General features: G+C 43.1%; 27 protein-coding genes. All 27 read left to right on the forward strand.

Translation table 11 applies throughout. The features are described from left to right. The first annotated feature begins 26 nt into the window (after nucleotides 1-26). Entirely contained in the window at nucleotides 27-935 is a 909-nt protein-coding gene (locus IGI71_RS06560; RefSeq protein WP_010747989.1) for a diacylglycerol/lipid kinase family protein, read from the forward strand. Nucleotides 936-1,031: 96 nt separating this feature from the next. After that, complete coding sequence (locus IGI71_RS06565) at nucleotides 1,032-1,565, forward strand: GNAT family N-acetyltransferase (protein ID WP_010747990.1); 534 nt, start codon at nucleotides 1,032-1,034, stop codon at nucleotides 1,563-1,565. Between the two features lie 230 nt (nucleotides 1,566-1,795). Beyond that, entirely contained in the window at nucleotides 1,796-4,570 is a 2,775-nt protein-coding gene (locus IGI71_RS06570; protein ID WP_154694649.1) for a sigma-54-dependent transcriptional regulator, read from the forward strand. 229 nt (nucleotides 4,571-4,799) lie between these two features. Next, the gene (locus IGI71_RS06575) at nucleotides 4,800-5,294 is read left to right on the forward strand and encodes a PTS system mannose/fructose/N-acetylgalactosamine-transporter subunit IIB (RefSeq protein WP_026008065.1); all 495 of its coding nucleotides are present in this window, start codon (nucleotides 4,800-4,802) and stop codon (nucleotides 5,292-5,294) included. 69 nt (nucleotides 5,295-5,363) lie between these two features. After that, nucleotides 5,364-6,356 carry a mannose/fructose/sorbose PTS transporter subunit IIA gene (locus IGI71_RS06580; protein ID WP_005225763.1) on the forward strand — a complete coding sequence of 331 codons (993 nt, stop codon included), beginning with the start codon at nucleotides 5,364-5,366 and terminating at the stop codon, nucleotides 6,354-6,356. Between the two features lie 30 nt (nucleotides 6,357-6,386). Then, on the forward strand, nucleotides 6,387-7,190 hold the full coding sequence (locus IGI71_RS06585; protein ID WP_005225764.1) for a PTS mannose/fructose/sorbose transporter subunit IIC: 804 nt from the start codon (nucleotides 6,387-6,389) through the stop codon (nucleotides 7,188-7,190). A 20-nt stretch (nucleotides 7,191-7,210) separates the two neighbouring features. Next, nucleotides 7,211-8,122, forward strand: a complete 912-nt coding sequence (locus IGI71_RS06590; RefSeq protein WP_005225765.1) for a PTS system mannose/fructose/sorbose family transporter subunit IID — start codon at nucleotides 7,211-7,213, stop codon at nucleotides 8,120-8,122. Nucleotides 8,123-8,236: 114 nt separating this feature from the next. Then, nucleotides 8,237-8,602 (forward strand): DUF956 family protein, encoded by a 366-nt coding sequence (locus IGI71_RS06595; protein ID WP_005225766.1) that lies wholly within the window; start codon nucleotides 8,237-8,239, stop codon nucleotides 8,600-8,602. A gap of 74 nt (nucleotides 8,603-8,676) precedes the next feature. Then, nucleotides 8,677-8,916 (forward strand): GlsB/YeaQ/YmgE family stress response membrane protein, encoded by a 240-nt coding sequence (locus IGI71_RS06600; RefSeq protein ID WP_005225767.1) that lies wholly within the window; start codon nucleotides 8,677-8,679, stop codon nucleotides 8,914-8,916. Between the two features lie 217 nt (nucleotides 8,917-9,133). Beyond that, on the forward strand, nucleotides 9,134-10,198 hold the full coding sequence (locus tag IGI71_RS06605; protein ID WP_010747993.1) for a M24 family metallopeptidase: 1,065 nt from the start codon (nucleotides 9,134-9,136) through the stop codon (nucleotides 10,196-10,198). A gap of 209 nt (nucleotides 10,199-10,407) precedes the next feature. Next, nucleotides 10,408-10,833 carry an Asp23/Gls24 family envelope stress response protein gene (locus IGI71_RS06610; RefSeq protein WP_005225770.1) on the forward strand — a complete coding sequence of 142 codons (426 nt, stop codon included), beginning with the start codon at nucleotides 10,408-10,410 and terminating at the stop codon, nucleotides 10,831-10,833. Then, a complete protein-coding gene (gene nusB, locus IGI71_RS06615; RefSeq protein WP_005235350.1) occupies nucleotides 10,826-11,290 on the forward strand; it encodes a transcription antitermination factor NusB in 465 nt (154 codons plus the stop codon). Before IGI71_RS06610 ends, nusB begins: the two co-directional genes overlap by 8 nt. A 293-nt stretch (nucleotides 11,291-11,583) precedes the next feature. Continuing rightward, entirely contained in the window at nucleotides 11,584-12,435 is an 852-nt protein-coding gene (locus IGI71_RS06620) for a bifunctional methylenetetrahydrofolate dehydrogenase/methenyltetrahydrofolate cyclohydrolase (protein WP_005235351.1), read from the forward strand. Further along, a complete protein-coding gene (gene xseA, locus IGI71_RS06625) occupies nucleotides 12,436-13,788 on the forward strand; it encodes an exodeoxyribonuclease VII large subunit (protein WP_201688935.1) in 1,353 nt (450 codons plus the stop codon). After that, nucleotides 13,769-13,990: an exodeoxyribonuclease VII small subunit gene (locus IGI71_RS06630; RefSeq protein WP_005235356.1), complete on the forward strand. Its 222-nt coding sequence runs from the start codon at nucleotides 13,769-13,771 to the stop codon at nucleotides 13,988-13,990. The genes xseA and IGI71_RS06630 overlap by 20 nt, the downstream gene beginning before the upstream one ends. After that, nucleotides 13,987-14,883, forward strand: coding sequence for a polyprenyl synthetase family protein (locus IGI71_RS06635; RefSeq protein WP_201688937.1), 897 nt, complete (start codon nucleotides 13,987-13,989; stop codon nucleotides 14,881-14,883). The genes IGI71_RS06630 and IGI71_RS06635 overlap by 4 nt, the downstream gene beginning before the upstream one ends. Continuing rightward, nucleotides 14,880-15,701 (forward strand): TlyA family RNA methyltransferase, encoded by an 822-nt coding sequence (locus IGI71_RS06640; protein WP_201688938.1) that lies wholly within the window; start codon nucleotides 14,880-14,882, stop codon nucleotides 15,699-15,701. The genes IGI71_RS06635 and IGI71_RS06640 overlap by 4 nt, the downstream gene beginning before the upstream one ends. A gap of 97 nt (nucleotides 15,702-15,798) precedes the next feature. Beyond that, the gene (gene argR / locus IGI71_RS06645) at nucleotides 15,799-16,248 is read left to right on the forward strand and encodes an arginine repressor (protein WP_005225777.1); all 450 of its coding nucleotides are present in this window, start codon (nucleotides 15,799-15,801) and stop codon (nucleotides 16,246-16,248) included. A 15-nt stretch (nucleotides 16,249-16,263) separates the two neighbouring features. After that, nucleotides 16,264-17,937 carry a DNA repair protein RecN gene (recN, locus tag IGI71_RS06650; RefSeq protein WP_016610293.1) on the forward strand — a complete coding sequence of 558 codons (1,674 nt, stop codon included), beginning with the start codon at nucleotides 16,264-16,266 and terminating at the stop codon, nucleotides 17,935-17,937. Between the two features lie 95 nt (nucleotides 17,938-18,032). Further along, nucleotides 18,033-18,764 carry an alpha/beta hydrolase gene (locus tag IGI71_RS06655; RefSeq protein WP_201688939.1) on the forward strand — a complete coding sequence of 244 codons (732 nt, stop codon included), beginning with the start codon at nucleotides 18,033-18,035 and terminating at the stop codon, nucleotides 18,762-18,764. Between the two features lie 400 nt (nucleotides 18,765-19,164). Continuing rightward, nucleotides 19,165-20,019 carry a phosphate ABC transporter substrate-binding protein PstS gene (locus IGI71_RS06660; RefSeq protein WP_010748000.1) on the forward strand — a complete coding sequence of 285 codons (855 nt, stop codon included), beginning with the start codon at nucleotides 19,165-19,167 and terminating at the stop codon, nucleotides 20,017-20,019. A gap of 97 nt (nucleotides 20,020-20,116) precedes the next feature. Further along, nucleotides 20,117-21,037: a phosphate ABC transporter permease subunit PstC gene (gene pstC / locus IGI71_RS06665; protein ID WP_005225781.1), complete on the forward strand. Its 921-nt coding sequence runs from the start codon at nucleotides 20,117-20,119 to the stop codon at nucleotides 21,035-21,037. Continuing rightward, nucleotides 21,037-21,921: a phosphate ABC transporter permease PstA gene (pstA, locus tag IGI71_RS06670; protein ID WP_005225782.1), complete on the forward strand. Its 885-nt coding sequence runs from the start codon at nucleotides 21,037-21,039 to the stop codon at nucleotides 21,919-21,921. The genes pstC and pstA overlap by 1 nt, the downstream gene beginning before the upstream one ends. 13 nt (nucleotides 21,922-21,934) lie before the next feature. Beyond that, nucleotides 21,935-22,741, forward strand: coding sequence for a phosphate ABC transporter ATP-binding protein PstB (gene pstB / locus IGI71_RS06675; protein ID WP_005225783.1), 807 nt, complete (start codon nucleotides 21,935-21,937; stop codon nucleotides 22,739-22,741). 31 nt (nucleotides 22,742-22,772) lie between these two features. Beyond that, on the forward strand, nucleotides 22,773-23,531 hold the full coding sequence (gene pstB, locus IGI71_RS06680) for a phosphate ABC transporter ATP-binding protein PstB (RefSeq protein ID WP_005225784.1): 759 nt from the start codon (nucleotides 22,773-22,775) through the stop codon (nucleotides 23,529-23,531). Between the two features lie 11 nt (nucleotides 23,532-23,542). Then, complete coding sequence (phoU, locus tag IGI71_RS06685; RefSeq protein WP_010748004.1) at nucleotides 23,543-24,220, forward strand: phosphate signaling complex protein PhoU; 678 nt, start codon at nucleotides 23,543-23,545, stop codon at nucleotides 24,218-24,220. 528 nt (nucleotides 24,221-24,748) lie between these two features. Beyond that, on the forward strand, nucleotides 24,749-26,311 hold the full coding sequence (liaX, locus tag IGI71_RS06690) for a daptomycin-sensing surface protein LiaX (RefSeq protein ID WP_010748005.1): 1,563 nt from the start codon (nucleotides 24,749-24,751) through the stop codon (nucleotides 26,309-26,311). Nucleotides 26,312-26,337 lie beyond the last annotated feature (26 nt).

Genomic DNA, 26,337 nt, shown 5'->3' on the forward strand with positions numbered 1-26,337 from the left:
ATGAACCCAAACAAGGAGGCTGTTTTATGAAAGCATTATTGATCGTCAATCCAAGCTCTGGTGGGGAACAGGCCCAAGAATATGAGCAGCTGGCAGAAGAAAAGTTGCGGGAAGCTTTTTCAGAAATCGTGGTCAAACATACCGAAAAAGAAGGAGATGCCACACGTTTTGCCTCTGAAGCGGCAGCAGAATTTGACAGTGTCTTTGCAATGGGCGGTGATGGTACCGTCAATGAAGCGGTCAATGGCTTAGCCCCTCATGACAAACGACCAAATTTTGGTTTCTTCCCGCTGGGAACAGTAAATGATTTAGCCAGAGCATTAGCGATTCCACTAGATCCTAAGGAAGCCATCGAATCATTTGCAGTGGATCACACCCGTAAAATCGATATTGGTCAGGTCAATCAAGCCTATTTTACCAATGTGGTGGCGATCGGTATGATTCCAGCGGCGATCAACAATGTGGAAGTTGAAGAAAAAACCAAGCTGGGAAAAATGGCCTATTTTGTTTCTGGTCTACGGGAAGTGCGTAAAAATGAAAGTCATCCGTTTGAAGTGACCGCCGAAAATAATGGCGAAAAAACGACGATCGCTGTGGAAAGCAGTACGATGATCGTTGGGTCATCCAATACGATCGGCGGTTTCGAATCTCTTTTGCCTAAAGCGAGTACCGATGACGGCAAATTGCATCTGATCTACTTGAAGGATACGAATCTTTGGGAAACCGTCAAAAGTGTCCCAGAGCTTCTCAAAGGGGTGACAGAATCAAATGATGTTCTTGGCTATCAAACCTTTGATAAAGCTGCAATTCGTTTGACGGATGGGGCAACGATCGAAACGAATGTCGATGGTGATCCTGGACCTGAATTGCCAATCACAGTAGCGGTGCTGCCACAACATCTTACCGTGTATTGCGGAGCTGAAAAAGCCCGCTAAATCATTTATCACTAGGAAACGATCCGTCAAAAGCGGATTGTTTTTTTTGTTCAGAAAGAGTATACTGGGAAAAAATTTACTGAAAGAAGGGATTCTATGACGATACGTTCTGCCACGATTGCAGATGCCCAAGCCTTGACAGCAATCTATGCTTATTATGTAGAAAATACACCGATTACCTTTGAAACGGAGGTGCCATCGGTTCAAGAATTCGCGGAACGCATCGCCAAGACCTTGAAACGCTACCCGTATCTCGTTGCAGAAGAGGCTGGTGAAATCGTCGGTTATGCCTATGCGTCAGCCTATAAAGAACGGGCGGCGTATGATTGGACCGTTGAAGTAACCGTTTATTTAGCACCGGATGCCAAAGCAAAAGGGCTCGGCACCGCTCTTTATCAAGCGCTTGAAGAAAAATTAAAAGCGCAAAACGTGGTCAATCTGACTGCATGCATTACAGGAGGCAATCAACAAAGCGAGGCTTTTCATGAGAATCTTGGGTATCGGAAAGTTGCTGATTTTGCGCATGTCGGCTATAAGTTCAATCAATGGCACGATGTGATTTGGATGCAAAAAGAACTGCAATGGTTTCCTGAGAAGGTACCAGCGTTCATTCCTAATGAAAAAGCCTAACGCATCCTGACTTTTGAATATCTTTTTTTGGCAAAATGCTTTATGCTGAGAGTAGCATGTGATAGGACGTTCTATTGCTCTTTCGAACAAAGTATTTTGCTTTTTCTGTGCGGAAAAAAAGTTGCTTTTTTATAGAAAAATGAGTAAAGTATTCAAGTGGAAAAAACAAGGAGGCGAAGCTGTTGGGCAAGCGAATCGAACGGATTTATCAATATATCGTCGAAAATACGATGAGCGGCTTAGGGGAAAAGAAAGGGTTGTCTACTTCAGAAGTTGCCGATCATTTAGCCATTCAGCGCAGTAATGCCAGTAAGGATTTAAATAAGCTTGTCAAAGAAGGGCGCGTCGAAAAAAGCGACTCGCGGCCTGTTCGCTACTGGGCGGCAGGGGTCGATCCCAGCAGTAGGGAAAAGTATGTGCCAAGCTACAAAGAAAGTCGCCCGCAAAGAGAAAAAGCCTTCCCTCAACGGGTACAAGGAAACCCCTCTGACCGAGATATTTTTGCGACGATCATCGGTGCCAACGGAAGTATGAAAAATGCTGTTGAGCAGGCGAAAGCAGCGATCTTGTATCCGCCAAAAGGGCTAAACTGCTTGATCACAGGGCCTACTGGTTCTGGGAAAACCTACTTTGCCCATGCAATGTTCCAGTTTGCCAAAAGCAATCAAGTAATTGCCGATGACAAAGAATTGATCGTCTTTAACTGTGCCGACTATGCAAATAACCCAGAGCTTTTGATGAGTCATTTGTTTGGTTATGTACGGGGGGCATTTACGGGTGCCGATCAAGAGAAGATCGGTATTATTGATCAAGCGGATGAGAGTATGTTGTTTCTCGATGAGATCCATCGATTACCGCCAGAAGGGCAAGAAATGATTTTTTACTTTATGGACCATGGAACGTTTAGTCGTTTAGGGGAGACGGGCAAAAATCATCAAGCGAATGTCCGAATCGTTGGAGCGACTACCGAAGACCCCAACTCAACGCTATTAGATACCTTTACCCGACGCATTCCTATCAATATTCAACTGCCCTTCTTTGAGAAACGACCCGCATCAGAAAAAGTCGATCTCGTTCGGGTGTTAGTCGGGCAAGAGGCGTCCCGTATTCAGCGGACGATCACCTTGACAGAAGATGTAGTCAAAGCGTTGATCGGCAGTGTCAGTTTTGGGAATATCGGTCAATTGAAATCCAATGTCCAGCTCGTCTGTGCCCGGGGCTTTTTGAATCATATGCAACAAGATGAGATTGAGATCGATTTGATCGATTTGCCAGAAGGGATTCGTTCAGGATTGATCGTTTTGGGGAATCGCCGCAATGAGCTGGCGGAGCTTTCTAAGATCCTTGAACCGAAGATCAGCATTCAACCGAATCAAAACTTAAACAATATTCAATCAGATTCCTATGAATTGCCTTACAATCTCTACGACATCATCGGGGATAAAGCAGCCTTATTAAAAGCAGATGGTTTGGATCAAGAAGCAATCAATCATTTTATTTCAACCGATATCAATGTTCATTTGAAATCTTTTTATAAAGATCACGGCTTCTCTTTTAATTCTGTCAATAAACTAAGTGAATTTGTCGATCAGAAAGTGATCAGTGTAACAAATCAAATTTATGAGATGGTTCGGAAACGGTTAAATTACGATTTCCAGCAAAACTTTATTTACGCGATGAGTCTGCACATCAGTTCTTTTTTGAAAAAGATCCATCTAGGAGAAGAACGGCAAACCAACGACAACATTCGTCAAATGGTGGCGGATTACCCGCAAGAGTTCGAAGTTGCCAAAGAAGTCCGCGACTTCATCGGCGACAGCTTTCACGTGGCGATTCCTGAAAGTGAATCCTATTACTTGGCAGTTCTATTGGTTTCACTGCGTACGACACATTCCTCTGGGAAAATTGGCGTCGTCGTTGCAGCCCACGGCAACAGCACAGCCAGTAGCATGGTACAAGTAGTCAAGCAGCTGCTGGAAGTCGATCAAGTGACAGCGGTGGACATGCCATTAGATATGCCACCGGCTGTGGCGTTGAAAAAAATCGTGGATAGTGTACGAGCAGTCAATGATGGCAGTGGGGTGATCCTCTTAGTCGATATGGGGTCCTTAGCGACCTTTAATAATGAAATCCAGCGAGAAACGGGTGTGGCTGTTCGAACAGTCGATATGGTGACCACCTCCATCGTCCTAGAGACGGTCCGTAAAGCGTCAGTGATCGGCACGGACCTCGATCAGCTCTATGATTCATTACGGAAGTTCCGCGGATATGGAGCGGTCACTGTGGAAGAACCAGTGACACAAAACCACCACCCTAAAGCGATTCTAGCGGTCTGCGCTTCGGGAAAAGGGACAGCGCAGCGCATCAAAGAATTGATCCAAAGCTCATTGTCAAAACGCCAAAATCAAAATGTTGACGTAGTGACCTTATCGGTGGCGGATCTGAGAACGGACTTGGATCAGATTCAACAGCGCTATCGGCTGATTGCCGCAACGGGGATCATTGATCCGCATATCGATGCACCGTTTATTTCATTAGAACGTTTTATCGACCAAGATGTTGATCTTTTGTTGGATGATATCTTATTGGAAAACGATTTGAGTTTTGAAGATGAAGTGCAGCTAGATGATCGGCAGGCAAAGGAAATCTGTGTTCGGTATTTAGAGGAAAACTTTACCTATATCAATGCGAAAAAAGTGGTAGAGCCGTTGTGGAAATTTGGCGAAGAGATCATTCACGATTTGGATTTGGTAGGGGCGCAGCAAGGCTTTCAGATCAATTTTGTGATGCATGGCGCAGGTATGCTGGAGCGGATCTTATTGCGTCAACCATTGACTGTTTCTGAAATTGATTTAGCAGCGATGGAGGAGAATCCTCTTTACGGCCAATTGCATGTGCATGTCCAATCATTTTCGCGCTTGATGAATATCGAAGTGCCGAAGACAGAAGAGTATTACCTGCTGGAGCTGATCAAAAACCATCACGAAAAAGAAATGTATTTTTAAATCCTGCAAATAATACAGATACACTAAAAAAGATACAGTATTTTTTAGTGTATCTTTTTTAGTGTATTGTACGAATGCTGATTCTTAAGGTTTTTTCAAGAATAGTGTATCGAAAAAACTTGGCACGCTTCTTGCTTCTATATAAGTGGATACAGGAGGTGATTGAAAAAAGAACAGATCCTCAATATGAAAAGCGGATCGATGGATGTAGGAGGCTTGCACAATGGGAATGGATATACGTCTTGCCCGAATCGACGATCGGTTGATTCATGGTCAGGTCGCCACAGCTTGGTCGAAAATGACTGGTATCAATCGAATCATCGTGGTCAGTGATGAGGTCGCAAATGACCAATTACGGAAGTTTCTCTTGAAAGAAGCTGCTCCACCAGGAATCAAATCCAATGTGGTGACAGTAGCAAAAATGCTTGAGGTGGCGCATAACACATTATTTAATACCCAAAAAGTCATGTTATTATTTACCAACCCTCAAGATGTCGTGACTCTGGTCAAAGGAGGCATTGACATTCGTTCCGTCAATATCGGCGGCATGAGCTTTTCAATGGGAAAACGGATGATCACTAATTTCGTGTCAGTCAATGATCAAGATCTTGCTTCGCTGCTTTATTTGCAAAATCAAGGCATAGAAGTAGAGATACGCAAAGTTCCAGCTGATCGTAAAATCTTTTTGAAGGATATTTTGGAAAAAGAAGGTAGTCACCCTTAATTTTTTCGATGTTGTTTTTTCTTTCGTATTCGTGTCACATTTTTCAATTTTGATATAGGAGGTAAAAAGATGGTAGGAATTATCCTAGCAAGTCATGGAGAATTTGCTAACGGCATTTTGCAATCTGGTTCAATGATCTTCGGCGAACAAGAAAATGTTAAAGCTGTTACATTGATGCCAAGTGAAGGTCCAGATGACATCAAGGCAAAAATGCAAGAAGCAATTGCTACATTTGACGATCAAGAAGAAGTATTATTCTTAGTTGATCTTTGGGGTGGTACTCCTTTCAACCAAGCAAACAGCTTGTTTGAAGATCACAAAGACAAATGGGCAATCGTTGCTGGTATGAATTTACCAATGGTGATCGAAGCCTATGCTTCACGTTTTTCAATGAACACTGCGCATGAAATCGCTGCGCACATCGTTGAAACAGCTAAAGAAGGGGTTAAGGTCAAACCAGAAGAGCTTGAACCAGAAGAAGCGACAGCACCAAAAGCTGTGCAAGACGATCAACCTAAAGGATCACTTCCTCCGGGAACTGTTCTAGGCGATGGCAAAATCAAAATCGTGCTTGCGCGTGTGGATTCTCGTTTGCTACATGGTCAAGTCGCTACAGCTTGGACAAAATCAGTCAATCCATCTCGGATCATCGTTGTTTCTGATGCAGTGGCAAAAGATGATTTGCGTAAAAAACTGATCGAACAAGCAGCTCCTCCAGGAGTAAAAGCGAACGTCATTCCAGTGGACAAAATGATCGAAGTTTCTAAAGACCCTCGTTTCGGGAATACGAAAGCTTTACTATTATTTGAAAACCCACAAGATGTATTGCGTGCAGTTGAAGGTGGCGTTGACATCACTGAAGTGAACGTTGGTTCAATGGCTCACTCTGTTGGGAAAGTTGTTGTAAGTAAAGTATTGTCGATGGGTACGGACGATGTGAAGACATTTGAAGATCTAAAAGGACGCGGCATCAAATTTGATGTGCGTAAAGTGCCAAATGACTCTCGAGACAACATGGACGAAATCTTACGCAAAGCCAAAAATGAATTGGCGAATAAATAGAAACGTATTCAACTAAATAGGAGGTCTATCATGACTATTATATCTATGGTATTAGTAGTACTCGTTGCCTTTTTAGCTGGTATGGAAGGAATCTTGGATGAATTCCAATTCCATCAACCGCTAGTCGCGTGTACTTTGATCGGTTTAGTGACCGGTAATTTGGAAGCATGTATCATTTTGGGCGGATCATTACAAATGATCGCACTTGGATGGGCAAATATCGGTGCCGCTGTTGCACCTGATGCTGCATTGGCGTCTGTTGCATCTGCAATTATTTTAGTTTTAGGTGGACAAGGAACTGCTGGTGTTGATACAGCGATTGCCGTTGCGATCCCTCTAGCTGTTGCTGGTTTGTTCTTGACAATGATCGTTCGTACATTGGCTGTGCCAATCGTTCACTTTATGGATGCGGCTGCTGAAGAAGGCAACATTCGTAAAATCGAAATGTGGCATGTGATCGCTGTATGTATGCAAGGGGTTCGTATTGCGATTCCTGCAGCTGCATTGTTGGCAATTCCTGCTGCAACTGTTCAAAACTTCTTAGAATCAATGCCTGCATGGTTAACTGATGGTATGGCTATCGGTGGTGGTATGGTCGTTGCCGTTGGTTATGCAATGGTTATCAACATGATGGCAACTCGCGAAGTATGGCCATTCTTCATTATCGGTTTCGTTATCGCAGCTATTTCTCAATTGACATTGATCGCTATCGGTGCTTTGGCAGTAGCAATCGCATTGATCTACTTGAACCTAACTAAAATGGGCGGATCATCAAATGGAGGCGGCGGCAGCAACACTGGCGACCCTCTAGGCGATATCTTGAATGACTATTAGAATCGAAGGAGGAGAAAAAAATGGCAGAAAAAATTCAATTAAATAAAAAAGATCGTTTAGCCGTAGCATGGCGCTCTACCTTCATTCAAGGTTCATGGAACTATGAACGTATGCAAAATGGTGGTTGGGCATTCTCAATGATTCCAGCAATCAAAAAATTATACAAAACAAAAGAAGACCGTGCCGCTGCATTGAAGCGTCACTTAGAATTCTTTAACACTCACCCATATATCGCATCGCCAATCTTAGGGGTAACTTTAGCGTTAGAAGAAGAACGTGCCAATGGCGCGCCTGTCGATGACGTAGCGATCCAAGGGGTAAAAGTTGGGATGATGGGTCCTTTAGCCGGTGTCGGTGACCCTGTGTTCTGGTTTACTGTACGTCCGATGTTAGGTGCTCTAGGTGCTTCTCTTGCTTTAGCTGGAAACATCTTAGGTCCAATCATCTTCTTCGTTGCATGGAACATCATCCGTTGGGCATTTATGTGGTACACACAAGAATTCGGCTACCGTGCTGGTTCAAAAATCACTGATGACCTTTCAGGCGGATTGTTGCAAGATGTAACAAAAGGTGCTTCAATTTTAGGGATGTTCGTATTAGGGTCACTCGTTCAGCGTTGGGTATCGATCTCATTTGCGCCAGTTGTCTCAAGCGTACCGCTTGATGAAGGTGCTTATGTCGATTGGGCGAACTTGCCTTCTGGCTCTGCTGGTTTGCAACAAGCCTTCCAACAAGTTGCTGAAGGCCGTGCGTTGACTGATACAAAAGTAACAACATTGCAAAACAACTTGGATCAATTGATTCCTGGTCTAGCTGCACTATTGCTTACTTTATTATGTATGTGGTTATTGAAGAAAAAAGTTTCTCCAATCATCATTATTATCGGTCTATTCTTAGTCGGTATCGGTGGACACTTGATCGGATTGTTATAATCTTTTCAATGAAAGGTGCTTGGGGCAACCCAAGTACCTTTTTATTTATTCGCCAAACCTGCTGCAAACACGTATAATAAGATAATAAGACGATATAGAATGGAGTAAGCGCAAATGGTACAATCTCTTAATACAAAAGTGGATTTGACGATCGATGCTACGTCTTTTTTAGGGATCAATGAGTACGGCAAAATCATGATCGGCGATAAAGCCTTTGAGTTTTACAATGACCGTGACAAACGCAAGTTTATTCAGATCCCATGGGAAGATGTCGACTATGTGATCGCTTCGGTCATGTTCAAAGGCCGTTGGATACCACGCTATGCGATCCGCACCAAAAAGAATGGCACGTATACCTTCTCCTCAAAAGAACCAAAAAAAGTCTTGCGAGCGATTCGTGAATACGTCGATCCTGACCATATGGTGCATTCATTAGGCTTTTTTGATGTATTGAAACGAGCCTTCACTCGCAGAAAATAACAAGAGAGCATATATTTTTCCAATTGATTCTCAATATGGTACCCTTTTTATAAGAAAGTTTAGGAGGGGTTAGTATGCACTTTTTATGGACATTGATCGTTGGAGCGGTCATTGGTTCAATCGGTGGTGCCATTGCAGGCGAAAAACGCGGTTGTATTTTTGATATCGTTGCAGGACTTGTAGGCGCATCGATTGGTCAAGGCCTTTTTGGCACTTGGGGACCGCAAGTAGCAGGAATGGCTATCGTGCCTGCGATTATCGGCGCGGTCATTTTCGTGGCGGTCGTATCGTTCTTTTTGGGACGTAAAAGATAATTATCAAAAAAGCAATTCATTGATTGAATTGCTTTTTTTGTGCACGGAAGCCATCATTTAGAAGAGAACAACGAAAGATCACACGGCAGTCTTTTTAAAGCACTCTATATTTTTTTCATATTGTTTGATTTTTTAGAAAACTTTTCGCTTGCTTTCCGCTTTTTCTGGAAGTTTGTTATAATACTATCGTATAGAACAAGAAAGTAGGGAACGATACATGTTAAGAGTTGAAAAATTACGTGAAGCAATGAGAAAAGATTCGATTGATGGGTTCTTGATCACCAGCCCATACAATTTGCGTTACTTGACAAACTTTACTGGGACAACTGGTTTAGCAGTCATTACGTTGGACAAAGCTTTTTTTGTAACAGATTTCCGATATACAGAGCAAGCAGCTGCCCAAGCTCAAGGTTTTGAGATCGTAAAAAATAGCGGACCGATTTTTGAAGAAGTTGCAACCATCTGCCAAAGTGAAGAAATCAATGTCTTAGCTTTTGAAGAAAGTTTCGTCAGCTTTGCCGAATACTCCGTCTTAGAAGACTTGATTGAGGAATCATCCCTTGCCCCTGTATCGGGGGTGATCGAGGCTTTGCGGGAAGTCAAAGATGAGGAAGAGATCGCATTGATCCAACAAGCCTGCCATATCGCCGATCAAGGATTCGAACATATTTTGAAAATGATCCGCCCAGGAATGACAGAAATCGAAGTGGCGAATCAGTTAGATTTCTTTATGCGTTCATTAGGTGCCACAAGCGTATCTTTTGAAACGATCGTTGCTAGTGGGCTGCGTTCAGCAATGCCCCATGGGGTTGCCAGTGAAAAAGTGATCGAACAAGGCGATCTGATCACGTTAGACTTTGGCTGTTACTATCAAGGCTATGTGTCTGATATGACTAGAACCTTTGCAGTAGGAGATCCTGGCGATAAATTGAAGGAAATCTATCAAATCGTACTTGAAGCGCAAGAAAAAGTCTTGGCAGCAGCAAAACCTGGAATGACCGGAATTGAACTAGATGCGATCGCCCGGGATCACATTGCTTCCTTTGGCTACGGAGATGCCTTTGGTCATTCAACAGGCCATGGGATTGGTTTAGAGATCCACGAAGGACCAAATGTATCCTTCCGCGCTGATAAAGCATTTGTTGTCGGAAACGTCATTACAGATGAACCAGGGATCTATCTTCCAGGAATTGGCGGCGTTCGTATCGAAGATGATCTTTTGATCACCGAAACTGGTAATAAAGTGTTGACACATTCACCGAAAGAATTGATCATTCTCTGATTCATCGACCTTGTTTTTCAGAAAATTCATTGAGAATAGTGGGTTATTATAGATTCTCAGTGCAGAAAATGATAAACTTAGAGCGAGAAGAAACACTGTGCCATGGATGTTATTGATTGAATCAAGCGCTGGCTTGCTTCAAACGGAAAAAACGAGCGATTTTTTTACAAACAATACGGTACAGCTGTTTAGAATGGAGGCAAAAACGTATGAATGAAGATAAAAACCTTGTATTAAATGCAAGTCCTGAATTAGGCGAGATCGTCATCGCGCCAGAAGTGATCGAGATCATTATTGGGATCGCTGCTTCTAAAGTGGAAGGTGTCTATGGGATGCGAGGAACACTGGCAAACAGTGTCACTGAATTACTAGGCCGCGCAGCTCATGGCAAAGGAGTCTACTTAACGATCGATGAAACAGGGATCAAAGTGGATATCTACTGCTATATCACTTATGGGATGTCAGTGCCTAAAGTGGCAATGGAGATCCAAGAACGGGTCAAACAGCAAGTCTTATTTATGACAGATGTGCAACTGGCTGAAGTAAATGTTCATGTTGTGGCAGTCGTGCCAGAAAAAGTAGATTTACCAGACATCGAAGAATTATTTGGAAACGACGAGGAAGAAAATGAGTAAAGAATTATCACGGCATGAAATACGGAAAATGGCGTTACAAGCTTTATTTCCACTAGACTTTAACAAAGATTTAACGAAACAAGATGCCATCATGCATGCCATCGAGTTGGAACACCATGAATTGATTGATGAAGAACAAGAGCATTTTGTCCCTGTTTATTTAGATCAATTAGTGGCAGGTGTCTGTCATTATAAAGAAGCCTTGGATGAAGTCATTCAAAGTCATCTAAAAGCCGGTTGGAAAATCCAGCGTTTATCAAAAATGGACGTGACGATTTTACGAATCGCTTTGTATGAAATGATCTATGTGGATAATGTGCCGAATCGTGTGGCTTTGAATGAAGCGATCGAATTAGCGAAAACCTTTAGTGACGATCAGTCAAGAAAGTTTGTCAACGGTATTTTATCGACTGTCAATCAAGAGCTAGAAACAAAAAACAACCAAGTAAGTGAGTAATTTTTAGCCTTAACACTATCGATCAAAAGAAAACAGCCTTTTTTCGATCGAGGCAGAAACCGAACGATTTGTGAGCAACCGCCTTGTTTTGACGGTCCTGCTTGATCGTTCGGTTTTTTTGCATACACTTTGTCGGTTTGCCCTCGTTTTTTCCGAAAAAAGGGAGCGTTAGACGGTGTTTTTCTTTTCAGAAAATGCTATGATAGAAAACATGAAGAAGCATATCGACAAACGATTGGTGCGTTTCTTTTTACAAAATAAGTCCGTATAATCAGGTTGGAGGAGTTGTCAGAATGGGTACATTAATCAATGGAAAAGAATTGGCTGAAAAAATGCAAGCAGCGTTTCTTTCAGAGACAGCAACACTAAAAGAGCAGGGTGTGACACCGGGATTAGTTGTTTTGCTTGTTGGAGAAGACAAAGCAAGTCAGACTTATGTGAAAAATAAAGAACTAGCTGCGGCGAAAATCGGCATCAATTCCCGTGTTGCCCGCTACCCTGAATCCATTACTGAGGCAGAATTATTAGCAGAAATCGAACAGTTCAATAACGATGATGCCTTTCATGGAATTTTGGTTCAACTTCCTTTGCCAAAACATATCAATGAAGAAAAAGTACTGTTAGCCATCAAACCAGAAAAAGATGTCGACGGCTTTCATCCAATCAATTTAGGAAAATTATTCGCAGGTGTACCTGACCGAATTCCTTGTACCCCTTATGGCATTATGAAAATGTTTGCTGCGTATGGGATCGAATTGGAAGGGAAAAATGCCTTAGTGATCGGTCGCAGCAACATTGTCGGAAAACCAATGGCGCACTTGCTCTTGGGGGCAAATGCCACCGTGACTATTGCTCATTCAAAAACCAAAAATCTGCCCGAGTTGGCAAAACAAGCGGACATTTTAGTCGTGGCGATCGGCCGCGGTCATTTTGTCACAAAAGACTTCGTAAAAGAAGGGGCTGTGGTGATCGATGTTGGGATGAATCGTGATGCCAACGGCAAGTTGATCGGCGATGTGAAATTTGATGAAGTCGAACCGATCGCTAGCTATATCACACCGGTACCTAGAGGTGTAGGTCCAATGACGATCACGATGTTGATGGCCCAAACGATCGAGGCAGCAAAGGAGACAATGAAAAACTAAATGGCGCAAGAATATTTAACGGTAACCGCATTAACAAAATATATCAAGTGTAAGTTTGACGTCGATCCGTATCTAGAGCGGGTTTATTTGACGGGGGAGATCTCCAATTTTCGTCGGCGCCCCAATCACCAATACTTTAGTTTGAAGGATGATGGTGCAAAAATTTCGACCGTCATGTTCAAAGGCGCTTTTGACAAGCTGCGCTTTCAACCAGAAGAGGGCATGAAAGTCATGGCGGTTGGGCGTATCACTCTGTATGAGGCAAGCGGAAATTACCAGATGGTGATCGATCATATGGAACCAGACGGTGTCGGCGCTCTTTATCAAGCCTATGAACAATTAAAGCAGAAATTGGCAGCGGAAGGATTATTTTCTGCACCGAAGCAGTCGTTGCCGAAATACCCGAAACGCATCGCGGTTTTGACCAGTCCTAGTGGGGCGGTGATCAGAGATATCATCACGACGACACAGCGGCGTTACCCCATTGCTCAGATCGTTTTGTATCCAACCGTGGTACAAGGCAATAAAGCTGCGGATGATGTGGTGAAAAATATCCAACGAGTCGAAGCCGATGGGACCTTTGATACTATGATCATCGGACGTGGGGGTGGATCGATCGAGGACCTCTGGCCTTTCAATGAAGAACGAGTGGCAAGAGCCATTTTTGATGCAAAAACCCCCATTATTTCTTCAGTGGGGCATGAAACCGATACGACGATTGCCGATTTAGTGGCGGATGTGCGGGCGGCAACTCCGACCGCCGCTGCCGAATTAGCGGTGCCAGTGCTGTCGGAGGAGATTTTGCGGATCGAAGAAAGACAAGCCCGATTAGAGCAAGCATTTATGCACCAGATCCAGTACAAACAAGAACGCTATCAGCGAGTGATTGGATCGTATGTTTTTCGACAACCAGAGCGCTTGTATGAGGCACAGTCCATCAAACTCGATCAGTTGCAGCAGCGGATGCAGCAAGGCTTGCAAACCTTGCTTTATGACAAGGATCGCCAAGCACAGCAATTGATTTCACGGTTGGCACAACAACAACCAAAAGCGCGATTACAAGCCAGCAATCAAGAGGTCAGCTATCTTTCTCAACGCTTAACGAAAGCCATGAAAGATATCTATGCAGCAAAAGAAAATCAATTTGCAAATGCAGTCCAATCCCTTGATTTGCTAAGCCCGCTGAAAATCATGGGGCGCGGCTACAGCTATACCACGAAAAATGAGCAGGTGATCAAATCGATTGATGCGATCGAGCCAGAAGATCAGCTGACGATCCATTACCAAGATGGCCAAGCACTGGTCGAAGTTATTAGTACAGAAGGAGTTAATCATGGCAAATCCAACATTTGAAGAATCATTACAAGAATTAGAACAAATCGTAACCCGTTTGGAACAAGGCGATGTTCCATTGGAAGAAGCGTTAGATGCTTTTCAAAAAGGCATGGTTTTGAGCAAGCAATGCAAGGACACCTTGAGTAAAGCGGAAAAATCCTTAACAAAAATGATGACTGAATCCAATGAAGAAGTCCCCTTTGAAGAGGAAAACCAATGAGTGCTTTAACAGAATTCACAAAAGAACACGCCCCATTGATCGAAGAAGTCATGGAACGCTTTGTCAAAGAACACACTTCTGATCAACGATTATTTGAAAGCATACAGTATTCGATCCAAGCCGGCGGCAAACGTATTCGCCCGCTTTTATTGGCAGCAACAGTCGCCGCTTTTCACAAACCCATCAATACCGCGGTGTACCAGTGTGCAGCAGCCCTAGAAATGGTGCATACGTATTCGCTGATCCATGATGATCTGCCAGCAATGGACAACGATGATCTGCGTCGAGGAAAACCCACCAACCATAAGGTTTTTGGTGAAGCTTTAGCGATTTTAGCTGGAGATGGTCTTTTGACGGCTGCGTTTCAATTAGTCGCTATGGCGGAAATCGAAGCCAATCAAAAAGTCTTGCTGCTGCAGCAGTTGAGTAAAGCAGCGGGCACGCAAGGGATGGTCGCCGGCCAAGCAGCTGATATTCAAGGGGAGAACCAAGCCCTTCGTCTTGAGGAGCTCATGTCAATCCATGAACGTAAGACTGGAGAATTGATCCGCTTTGCGGTGATTGCTGGTGGTGTCTTAGCCGACCAGACGGAAGAGGTTCTGCATGAATTGGATCGCTTTGCCCAGCATATTGGGTTAGCCTTTCAAATTCGCGACGATCTGTTAGATGCCACTAGTACGACCGAAGAGCTAGGCAAAGTTGTCCGCCGAGATGACGAGTTGGCGAAAAGTACCTATCCTGCTTTACTTGGTTTAGCAGGCGCGCAGCAAGCCTTGACTGAAGAATTGAGCAAAGCCAAAGAAATTCTGGCACAGTTAAGCCGATACGGTCAATTTACGCAGGATGTTTTATTAGCATTTGTGGAACGATTTGAGATTCGAGGGAACGCATGAAGAAAGAACGAGTAGATGTTTTAGCAGTCCAGCAAGGCCTCTTTGAGACCCGCGAGCAAGCCAAACGAGGAGTGATGGCTGGATTGGTGTACAAAGAAAAAAACAATGAGCGCCTAGATAAGCCTGGAGAAAAAATTGCCGCAGATACACTGCTGCAGATCAAAGGGAAGAAGCTGCCTTATGTTTCTCGTGGTGGTCTCAAGTTAGAAAAAGCACTCAAAGTTTTTGATTTTGACGTAACCGATAAAATCATGTTAGATATCGGCGCTTCCACCGGTGGCTTTACTGATGTGGCGCTGCAAAATGGCGCCAAAAAAAGCTATGCACTGGATGTCGGTTACAATCAATTGGCATGGAAGCTGCGGCAAGATGAGCGAGTGATCGTAATGGAACGGGTCAACTTCCGTTATGCAAAACCAACAGACTTCCTGGATGGTCTTCCTGAAGCTGCTACGATCGATGTTTCTTTTATTTCACTTAAACTGATCTTACCTCCCCTTTATGATATTTTGGTAGCGGATGGCGAAGTGATGGCGCTGATCAAACCACAATTTGAAGCGGGCAAAGAAGCGGTCGGAAAAAATGGGATCGTTCGTGACCCCAAAACCCATGAACGAGTGTTGCAGGAAGTACTGGCATTCGCTAAGAAAACAAAATTCGATGTATTAAACCTAAGTTTTTCACCAATCACTGGTGGCGAAGGGAATATCGAGTTTATCGTACATTTAAAGAAAAGCCTGCAAGAAGGCACCGCAGCAGGGATCGACATCCCGAAAGTTGTTGCATCAGCACATGAGACCTTTCATCAACCAAAATAAAGAATGGAAGAGAGTGGACATTTTACTTGTCGGCTCTCTTTCTTTCTTGCACAAAATAGGATAAAATTAGTAGGAATTCATTCAGGAGGAACAAGAGATGAGAAAAAAAGAACGGCATCGCTTGATTACACGATTGTTAAGTGAACAAGATATTCAGAAACAAGAAGATTTTGTCGAGTTGTTAAAAGATCGCGGCGTCTCAGTCACACAAGCAACCATATCAAGGGATATCAAGGAATTGAAGTTAGTGAAAGTTCCTTCCCAAAAAGGCGGCTATCGCTATAGTATTCCACAAGAGACAACGGAAGACGTGAGTGGTAAACTAGATAAAATCCTAAAAACGGCGTTTGTTTCTGTCGATCGAATGGACAAATTTGTGATCCTGCGCACACTGCCTGGCAATGCTTCGGCTTTGGCGAATTTGATCGATAAGCGTTATGCCAAAGAATTATTTGGCACGCTAAACGATGATGACAACGTCTTGATGATCACCAGAACAGAAGCAGATACTGAGAACCTATTCAAGGATTTCCAACGTTACGTATAAAAGAGGAGGCAAGGGATGCTTTTAGAATTGTCGATCCAAAATTTTGCGATTATCTCCAACTTGCACCTGTCTTTTCATGAGGGGATGACGGCTCTAACAGGTGAAACAGGTGCTGGAAAATCAATCATTATCGATGCGATGGGCTTACTAGCAGGTGGCAGAGGATCCAGTGACTATTTGCGTCAAGGCGCAGAAAAATGCCGTTTGGAAGGGATTTTTGAATGGCCGAATCAGCAGGAGTTCAAAGAATTGACTGCCGATCTGGGTATTGATGAAGAAGAAGTTCTGATCGTACAACGGGATATCTCTCAATCGGGTAAAACTATTTGTCGTGTGAATGGTCGAACCGTTACCTTGTCGGTTTTGCGCCAAATCGGCTTGTTTTTAGTTGATATCCAAGGACAAAATGAGCATCAAGAGCTACTGCAGCCAGAAAAACATTTGGCGTTGATGGATGGTTTTGGAGATGATGCCTTTAAAGCAGAACTTGCAAGTTACCGTCAAGCCTATCAAGCCTATCGCTCCTTAGAAAAACATGTGCGGACCATTCAAGAAAATGAGCAGCTCTATGTGCAGCGAATGGACATGCTGCGTTTTCAACAAGAAGAGATCGCCCAAGCGGAATTGATGGAAAATGAAGAAGAGCAGCTGATCGATGAACGAGAAAAACTGACCAATTATCAAAAAATCGTGGATGCTCTAGGGCAAAGCTATGGCGCTCTATCCGCCGAAGAAGTTAATAGCCTAGATGGAGTCAGTGTGGCATTATCAGAGATCCAGTCGATCGCCCATCTTGATCCTGCGTATGAAAAAATCAGTGAAGCGATCCAAAGTGCGTATTACTTGTTGCAAGATGCAGCCACTGATATTTCGCGGCAAGTCGACAACCTTGAATTAGATGAAGGCCGACTGGAAGAAGTCATTTCACGACTAGAAACGATTCGTCAATTGAAGCGCAAATACGGGGAATCGATTCCTGTGATCCTTGCTTATTATGACGAGATCAGCAAAGAAATCAGCGAATCAGCCTATACGGAAGGTCAGTTGGAGCAATTAGAAGAAGAGCTTGCCCAAAAAGCTGAAGCAGTTTGGCAGCTGGCGGAAGCCTTGCACGTCAAACGACGTGAACTGGCTCATCGTTTAGAAAAAGAAATCGTTCAAGAGTTAAAAGAGCTGTATATGGAGCACGCGCAATTTGAAGTACGGTTTGCATCTGGCTCAAAACAATTAAGCAGCAGCGGCTTTGATACCGTGGAGTTTTATTTGACCACCAACCCCGGTGAAGGCATGAAACCGTTAGTGCGAGTTGCTTCTGGAGGAGAGCTTTCTCGGATCTTATTAGCGCTTAAATCGATTTTCTCCCGCAAGCAAGGAATCACTAGTATTGTCTTTGATGAGGTGGATACTGGGGTCAGTGGCCGAGTAGCTCAGGCAATCGCCGAAAAAATCGCCAAGATCGCTGCGAATTCGCAAGTCTTGTGTATCACCCACTTGCCGCAAGTAGCGGCTGTGGCGGACAATCAATATTTTATCGAAAAAGCAATTCAAGAAGGTCGGACAGAAACCCATGTCCGTAAATTATCAGAAGAAGAACGAGTGGCTGAGATCGCCCGTATGCTCTCAGGTGCAGAAATCACCGATTTAACGATCGAACATGCACGAGAACTATTGGCGCTGGCTCACCGATAAAAATTGGAAACACTTATAAAAAGATTCAGGAGATGATGGACCCGCAAGTTTCGTCTGCCATCCTTTCCTGATCTTCTTTTTTGCAGGAGGACATGATGAGAAAAAGAACAAAAGTCTTGATCGGTGTATTGATCACCGTTGTTATTTTAACTGTTGCCGGTTGGTTCGGTTGGCAACAACTGCATTACCCAGCAGTGGATGCTGCAGTTACAGCTGCGAAAGAGGCAGATGATGAGGGAAATGTCCTCTATTTTGCTGGAGATGAAGAAAAGCCTTTGGTTATTTTCTATCCTGGTGCGCTTGTCGATGCCGAAAGCTATAGTGTATGGGCAGCAGCTTTAGCGGAAAAAGGCTATCCTGTCGCGATCGTTAAAATGCCCTTTAACATGGCTGTTTTAGCAGGCAATCGTGCAGAAGAGGTCTTGGAAGAAATTCCCCATAGCTCCTATGTCATTGGCGGTCATTCATTAGGTGGCGTCATGGCAAGCCGTTTTGCAGCGAATCAGTTGGCTGAAAATGACAACGAGTTAAAAGGCGTCTTTTTCTTTGCTAGCTACCCAGATGAAAAAGGATCCTTAGCTGATCAATCGATTGCTGTGTTGTCACTCTCAGGCAGTCAAGACCAAGTAGTGAACCAAGAAAATTGGCAAGCTGCCCGCAGCCTCCTTCCAGAAACTACGACGTTTGAAACGATCGAAGGCGGCAATCATGCTGGCTTTGGTACCTATGGGTTACAAAAAGGAGAAGCAGCAGCGGATCTACCAAATGAAGCACAGCAAGAAGCCATCATTGAGCAGATGGCGGCATGGTTAAGTGAATTAGAATAAAAAAAGACGGCAGAAGATGCATAGGAATGCTTCTTTCTGCCGTTTCGATTCAACAGACATTTTGGGGAAATGTTGATGAAATCGTGAAAACGCTGAACATAACAACATATTGTACTTGATTGGGGAAGCAAGATTAATAATTATGTTCTTTTTAAAATACGTTTCCTCTCACAGTATAGCACAGCATACCTTCTGGATGCACGTAATTTAATTAAGAAATCTTGTCATTTTATTTACAAAATAGTTATTTTGTAAAAGAAAAAAAGCGTTTTAAATAAAGGGACAGACTCAGCTCAAGAAAAAAAAGCAAATAATAATTTTCATTGATTTCAACTAATGGTAAAATGAAAATAATTGATTTTTACAATCAATGACTTTCGAAAGTACAAGGAGCGTTATGATGAAAAAATTAAAACTTCTAAGTCCTATCATCGGATTGGTTATTTTACTCTCAGGATGTGCAAGCTGGGCAGATCGAGGAGAATCGATCACAGCAGTCGGGTCTTCTGCCTTGCAGCCACTCGTAGAAACCGTTGCGGAAGAATTTCAAAACTCAAATCCTGGGCGATTTATCAATGTCCAAGGAGGCGGGAGCGGCACTGGGTTAAGTCAAGTCCAAGCAGGCGCAGTCGATATTGGGAATTCTGATTTGTTTGCAGAAGAAAAGCCAGGGATCGATGCGGATGCACTCGTTGACCACCGAGTGGCAACGGTGGGTATCACACCGATCGTCAACAAAGGCGTCGGGATCACGGATATTTCAACAGAGGACTTAAAAAATATCTTCTTAGGAAATATTACAAATTGGCGTGAAGTTGGCGGAAATGATCTGCCCATCGTTTTGTTGAATCGGGCGACTGGAAGCGGCACGAGAAGTACGTTTGAAAAATGGATCATGGATGGCGAAACAGCGATTCCTTCCCAAGAGCAAGATTCTAGTGGGATGGTCCGTTCGATCGTTTCAGATACACCAGGCGCCATCAGTTATGTTGCATTTTCTTATGTAACGGATGAAGTCAACGTCCTTTCGATCGATGGGGTTCAACCAACGATTGAAAATGTAACGACCAATGATTGGAAAGTTTGGGCTTACGAGCATATGTATACAAAAGGAGAACCAACGGGATTGACCGCTGAATTTCTCGAATATATGCTTTCTGATGAAGTACAAGAGCATATTGTTGGGGATTTGGGTTATATTCCAATTTCCATCATGCAGGTGGAAAGAGATTGGGAAGGCAACATCGTCGAATAATCTTTACACAAAATTTACACAAGCTTTAACAGAAATTGATGTTGAACCGATAAACTAATGGTTATGAGTTTAGTTTGATTTTTGAGGAGGAACCCTCGTGGAAAATGTAAAAGAAGTGTTAACAAAAAAATCCAAGCGCGCAAGAATGGAACAAAGAGGAAAGCTGGTTAGCTTTCTATGTATTGCGTTGATTGTATTGGTTGTGATCTCCATTTTTTATTTCGTTGCTAGCCGTGGATTAGCGACATTCTTTGTAGACAAAGTCAATGTTTTCGACTTTTTGTTTGGTACGCAATGGAATCCAAGTGCTGTTGGTCCTGATGGCCAACCATTAGTAGGTGCTTTACCGATGATCCTTGGTTCGTTCTTCGTAACCTTCCTATCAGCGATCGTCGCAACACCATTTGCGATCGGTGCAGCAGTCTTTATGGTGGAGATCTCCCCTCGTAACGGAGAGAAGATTTTACAGCCCGTCATCGAACTATTAGTCGGTATTCCTTCTGTAGTTTATGGTTTTATCGGTTTGTCTGTCATTGTACCAGCAGTCCGTTCGGTTTTTGGCGGTACAGGGTTTGGGATCTTGGCGGGGACCTTTGTCCTATTTATCATGATTTTGCCGACAGTGACTACGATGACTGTCGATGCGTTACGGGCAGTCCCTCGGCACTACCGTGAGGCATCCTTAGCTTTAGGTGCAACACGCTGGCAAACGATCTATAAAGTTGTTTTACGAGCAGCTGTCCCTGGGATTTTAACGGCAGTTGTTTTCGGAATGGCTCGCGCATTTGGGGAAGCATTGGCGATCCAAATGGTTATCGGTAATGCGGCATTGATGCCGACGAGCTTAGTGACACCTGCATCAACATTGACATCGATCTTAACCATGGGTATTGGGAATACGATCATGGGAACAGTCCAAAACAACGTTCTATGGTCATTAGCCTTGATTCTCTTATTGATGTCCTTACTATTTAACATTGTCATTCGCTTTATTGGGAAGAAAGGAGCATTGAAATAATGAATGCAAAACGTTCAGATAAAATTGCTACCGGCGTCTTGTATGCTGTTGCTGGAGTCATTGTTTTGATTTTGGCTTCCTTACTATTGTACATTTTGGTACGTGGTATTCCCCATATCAATTGGGAGTTTCTGACTTCTTCTTCAAAAGCGTATCAAGAAGGTGGCGGGATCGGCATCCAATTGTTCAATTCCCTATACTTGCTTTTAGTGACAATGATCATTAGTTTTCCGATTTCTTTAGGAGCGGGGATCTACTTATCAGAATATGCGAAGAAAAACTGGTTGACGGATATCATTCGGACATCGATCGAAATCTTGAGTTCACTGCCTTCTGTGGTTGTCGGTCTTTTTGGTTTCTTGGTCTTTGTTATCCAGTTTGGTTATGGCTTTTCGATCATTTCAGGTGCCTTGGCATTGACTTTCTTCAATTTGCCACTATTGACTAGAAATGTGGAAGAATCTCTACAAGCGATTCATTATACGCAGCGTGAAGCGGGCTTGTCTTTAGGCTTATCCCGTTGGGAAACTGTCACACGCATCATTGTTCCAGAAGCAACACCAGGAATTTTGACTGGGGTCATTCTAAGTTCTGGTCGGATTTTTGGTGAAGCGGCAGCGCTGATCTACACTGCAGGACAAAGTGCACCGGCCCTTGATTTTACAAACTGGAATCCATTGAGTGTTTCCAGCCCGATCGGTCTTTTCCGACAAGCGGAGACGCTGGCAGTCCATATTTGGAAAATCAATACAGAAGGTACGATGCCTGATGGCGCTCAAGTTTCAGCCGGGGCTTCGGCGGTATTGATCATTGCCGTCTTGCTATTTAACTTTGGCGCCCGTGCAGCTGGCAAACGGTTGTACAAGAAAATGACGTCAGCATAAGGAGAATGACAGTATGAACGATTACAATTGGGACGATCGAAATATCATTACCTTCGATAAACCAGAAGATGTGGCGCTTTATACCACTGACTTGCATGTATGGTATGGATCAAATGAAGCCATCAAAGGCATTGATCTACAATTTGAAAAAAATAAAATCACCGCATTGATCGGACCTTCCGGTTGCGGAAAATCAACGTATCTGCGTTCTTTGAATCGAATGAATGACGGGATCGCAAACACGAGAGTCACAGGAAACATCATGTATAAAGGAGTCGACGTCAATACAAAAGAAGTCGATGTCTTCGAAATGCGCAAGCGGATCGGCATGGTTTTCCAACGACCAAATCCTTTCAGTAAATCGATCTATGACAATATCGCCTTTGCTTTACGCCGTCATGGAGAAAGAAACAAAAAGAAATTGGATGAAGCAGTCGAAACCAGCTTGAAACAAGCGGCTCTTTGGGATCAAGTAAAAGACAGTTTAGATAAAAGTGCTTTGGCATTGTCTGGTGGACAGCAGCAACGTCTGTGTATCGCTCGAGCAATTGCGATGAAACCAGATATCTTACTTCTAGATGAACCAGCCAGCGCCCTTGACCCCATCTCGACCGGGACAGTGGAAGAAACCCTCATCAACTTGAAAAACGACTATTCTATCATCATCGTGACCCATAATATGCAGCAAGCTGCTCGGATCAGCGATTATACTGCCTTTTTCTACTTAGGAAATGCGATCGAGTACGATGAGACCCGTAAGATATTTACTCGTCCAAAAATTAAAGCAACAGAAGATTACGTATCCGGTCATTTTGGCTGAGCCGATTCGATCAGTAAACGGAGGCAAAACAATGGCAGAAGAAATTATTACATCGAAAGATCTGCATTTATACTATGGAAAAAAAGAAGCATTGAAAGGAATCGACCTTTCCATCAAAAAAGGCGAGATCACTGCAATGATCGGACCTTCAGGTTGTGGGAAATCGACCTACTTGCGTTCTCTTAATCGAATGAATGATTTGATCCCTGGTGTGACAATTACAGGAAGTGTTGTCTATAAAGGGAAAGACATTTATAGTCCAAAGCAAGACATCGTTGATTTGCGCAAAGAAATCGGGATGGTTTTTCAACAACCGAATCCTTTTCCCTTTTCAATTTACGAAAATGTGATTTATGGGTTAAAATTAAAAGGAGTCACGGACAAGGAGATTCTTGATAAGACGGTAGAAGAAAGCCTGAAAGCAGCTTCTGTCTGGGAAGATGTCAAAGACAAACTTCACCAAAGTGCGCTTTCTTTATCAGGTGGACAACAGCAGCGGGTTTGTATCGCTCGGGTATTGGCTGTCGATCCAGAAATCATTTTGCTGGATGAACCAACCAGTGCGTTAGACCCCATTTCATCAGGGAAAATCGAGAATACCCTTCTAGCGCTGAAAGAACGCTACACCATGATCATCGTGACTCACAACATGTCACAAGCTTCAAGAATCTCAGATAAAACCGCGTTCTTTTTGGACGGCAACTTGATCGAGTTCAATGACACGAAAAAAGTGTTCCTAAGTCCAAGCAAAAAAGAAACAGAAGATTATATCTCAGGAAGATTTGGTTAGGAGGAAAAGGGATGTTGCGTACACAATTTGAAGAAGAGTTATTAAATTTACACAATCAATTTTATGAAATGGGGATGCTAGTCAGCAGTGCCATTCATAAATCTGTGCGAGCATATGTCAGACATGACAAAGAAATTGCGCAGGAAGTAATTGAAAATGATTTGGCGATCAACAATATGGAGGTTCGTTTAGAAAAAAAGAGCTTTGAGATGATTGCTTTGCAACAACCAGTAACGACCGATCTACGAATGATCATTACCGTTATGAAAGCCAGCTCTGACTTGGAGCGGATGGGGGACCATGCGGTATCCATCGCGAAGTCAACGATACGGGTCAAAGGCGAAACGCGGATCGCCGAAATCGAAAAAGAAATCTCAGATATGTCGGATTACGTCAAAAAAATGGTTGATAATGTTTTAGTGGCGTATGTAAAGACCGACCAAGAAGATGCCCGTATGATCGCTCAAATGGACGATCGGGTCAATGAATATTACAAAGACATTTATTACAAAACGATCGAGAGTATGAAAGAAAATCCAGAAACAGTTGTCAGTGGGACCGATTATTTATCCGTTGCTCAATACTTGGAACGAATCGGTGACTACGTAACGAATATTTGTGAATGGATCGTGTATCTTGCTACTGGGAAAATCAGTGAATTGAATACAAACCGTACGGAAATGATTTAAGAAACCAGCTTGGGTTCTTGATCACATATCTCTTTTAAAAGAGATGGGACGGACCGTCGAAAGAAGTTGTCCTTTAAGGAGTAACTTCTCTCGGCGGTCTTTTTGATTTGGAAGAATCGCTTCAATCGATGACGTGAACAGGATAGGCAAATTAGAAAATGGCTCCACCATAAAGATGGCCAATGGAAATCGATTCTATCGTCCCTGAAATTTACTAGTTGAGCCGTCTATTCTTTTCGTCGCCGACCTGCAGTGAAAGGAGCAATCGCTCATTTGCTCTAGCAGGCCTATTCCTCAAGGCTGCTACTAGCTGAAACTTTTGTTTCTATTGGTTTTTCGTGGTACTGTTAATAATAGGAAGATCGTTTTGAGCCTAGTGTAATGAAGAAAAAGTGTCGGTTTTGCTTGCCAATCTGCAGATTGAGAAAAACTTGGTACTTAAGACCTATGACACTTTTGCAAAAACAAGGCATAATAGGTTCGTAAGCTAAACTTGCAATCACACATTTGCTGAAGGAGGCAATTTCCATGAACGAAAGAGAACGTATATTGGATCTAGTAAAAAAAGGTGTGCTTTCTACAGAAGAAGCCTTAGATTTACTAGAAGGTATGGCAAAAGCCAAAGACGAAAAACAAATTAACAAAGCTGCTGCTGAGGTAACCGCGGATAAGAATGCGACAAGCCCATTTGATGATACTGAAAACGACGATGAGATGTTCACGTTTGACAGCGAAGAAAAACTTCGTCAAAACGAAGCGCAAGACAAAGAAAATCTTGAAAAGATTCTCGATGGTTTAGCAACGGAAGCCAACCAAGCATCTGCTGAGTTGGACGAAATCAATGCTGAAATTCTTGGCGTCAAAGAAGAATTAAAAGAAGCACAAGAAACATTGATGCAATTGAACACCAAAGAAGAGTTGGATCAATTGTCAGAAGATGAATTGGCTACGCGTCACGAAACAGAAGCGACCATTACTGCATTGGAAGAAACCTTAGATGGTTTATCTGAAGAAAAAGCAGAATTGGAAGCAAAATTAAAAAATATTCGCAAAGACCAATGGTCTCAAACAAAAGAAAAAATTTCTCAAAAATTAGATATTCCAGAGGATTGGAAAGAGCAAGCGACTGACACCTTTAACCAAGTAAGTGAAAAAATGGTCGATGCCAGCACACACTTCGGACACTTCTTGAAGAAAACAGTTCGGGCAGTGACAGAGTCAGTCAATGACAACATGGAATGGAAAGACATCAACTTGAAAGTTCCTGGTGTTGCAGCGACAAAATTTGAGCACACATTCAGCTATGATGAAACGGCAGCGACATTGATCGATGTGAAATTGGCAAACGGCAATGTTTCCTTCCAATTATGGGATGAACCAGGTGTCAAAGTAGATGCCAAAATCAAACTATATGGTAAAATGGATGCGGCGGAGCCTTTCGATGCTTTTGAAGCAAGAAGCCAAATTAATGTCGATGATGAACGCATCTCTTTCCAAATTCCCAACAAACGCATTCGTGCCGATCTCGTTTTCTACTTGCCAAAACGTACCTATGATCATGTGGCAGTGAAATTGCTGAACGGCAATGTTACATTCAATGAATTGGATGCGAAAGATGTCTATACAAAATCAACAAACGGCAATATCGATTTCCGCAAAGTAAACGCATCGATGTTAGAGATTGAAGGCGTGAATGGAACGATCACTGTTCAAGAGGGTGAGATTTTAGATGCCATTATTGAAACGGTGAACGGCGACGTTACGTTGACAGCAACGCCACAAAATACCGGTATTTCTTTAGTTAACGGCAACATCCGTGTGACCTACAAAGAAGAAACGGTCCAAAAATTAAACGCCAGCTCTGTAAATGGGAATGTCAAAGTAGCATTACCGACAGGAATCGGTTTTGAAGGGATCGCAAAAACAAGTTTAGGTAGCATCAACAATCGTTTAAGCGAGATGGAAGTTGTGCGTGAGAAAAAAGAACGCCTAAACCAACTATTGCAATTCCGTCGGGTTGCCGATAAAGTCGCTCAAATCGATCTATCTACAACAACAGGAAATGTCTTTATCAAAGATACAGACAAATAAGAATCGCTGGGTTTACACTCATTAAA

This window comes from Enterococcus sp. DIV1279b (genome assembly GCF_050531515.1).
GTDB classification, from domain to species: domain Bacteria; phylum Bacillota; class Bacilli; order Lactobacillales; family Enterococcaceae; genus Enterococcus_D; species Enterococcus_D casseliflavus.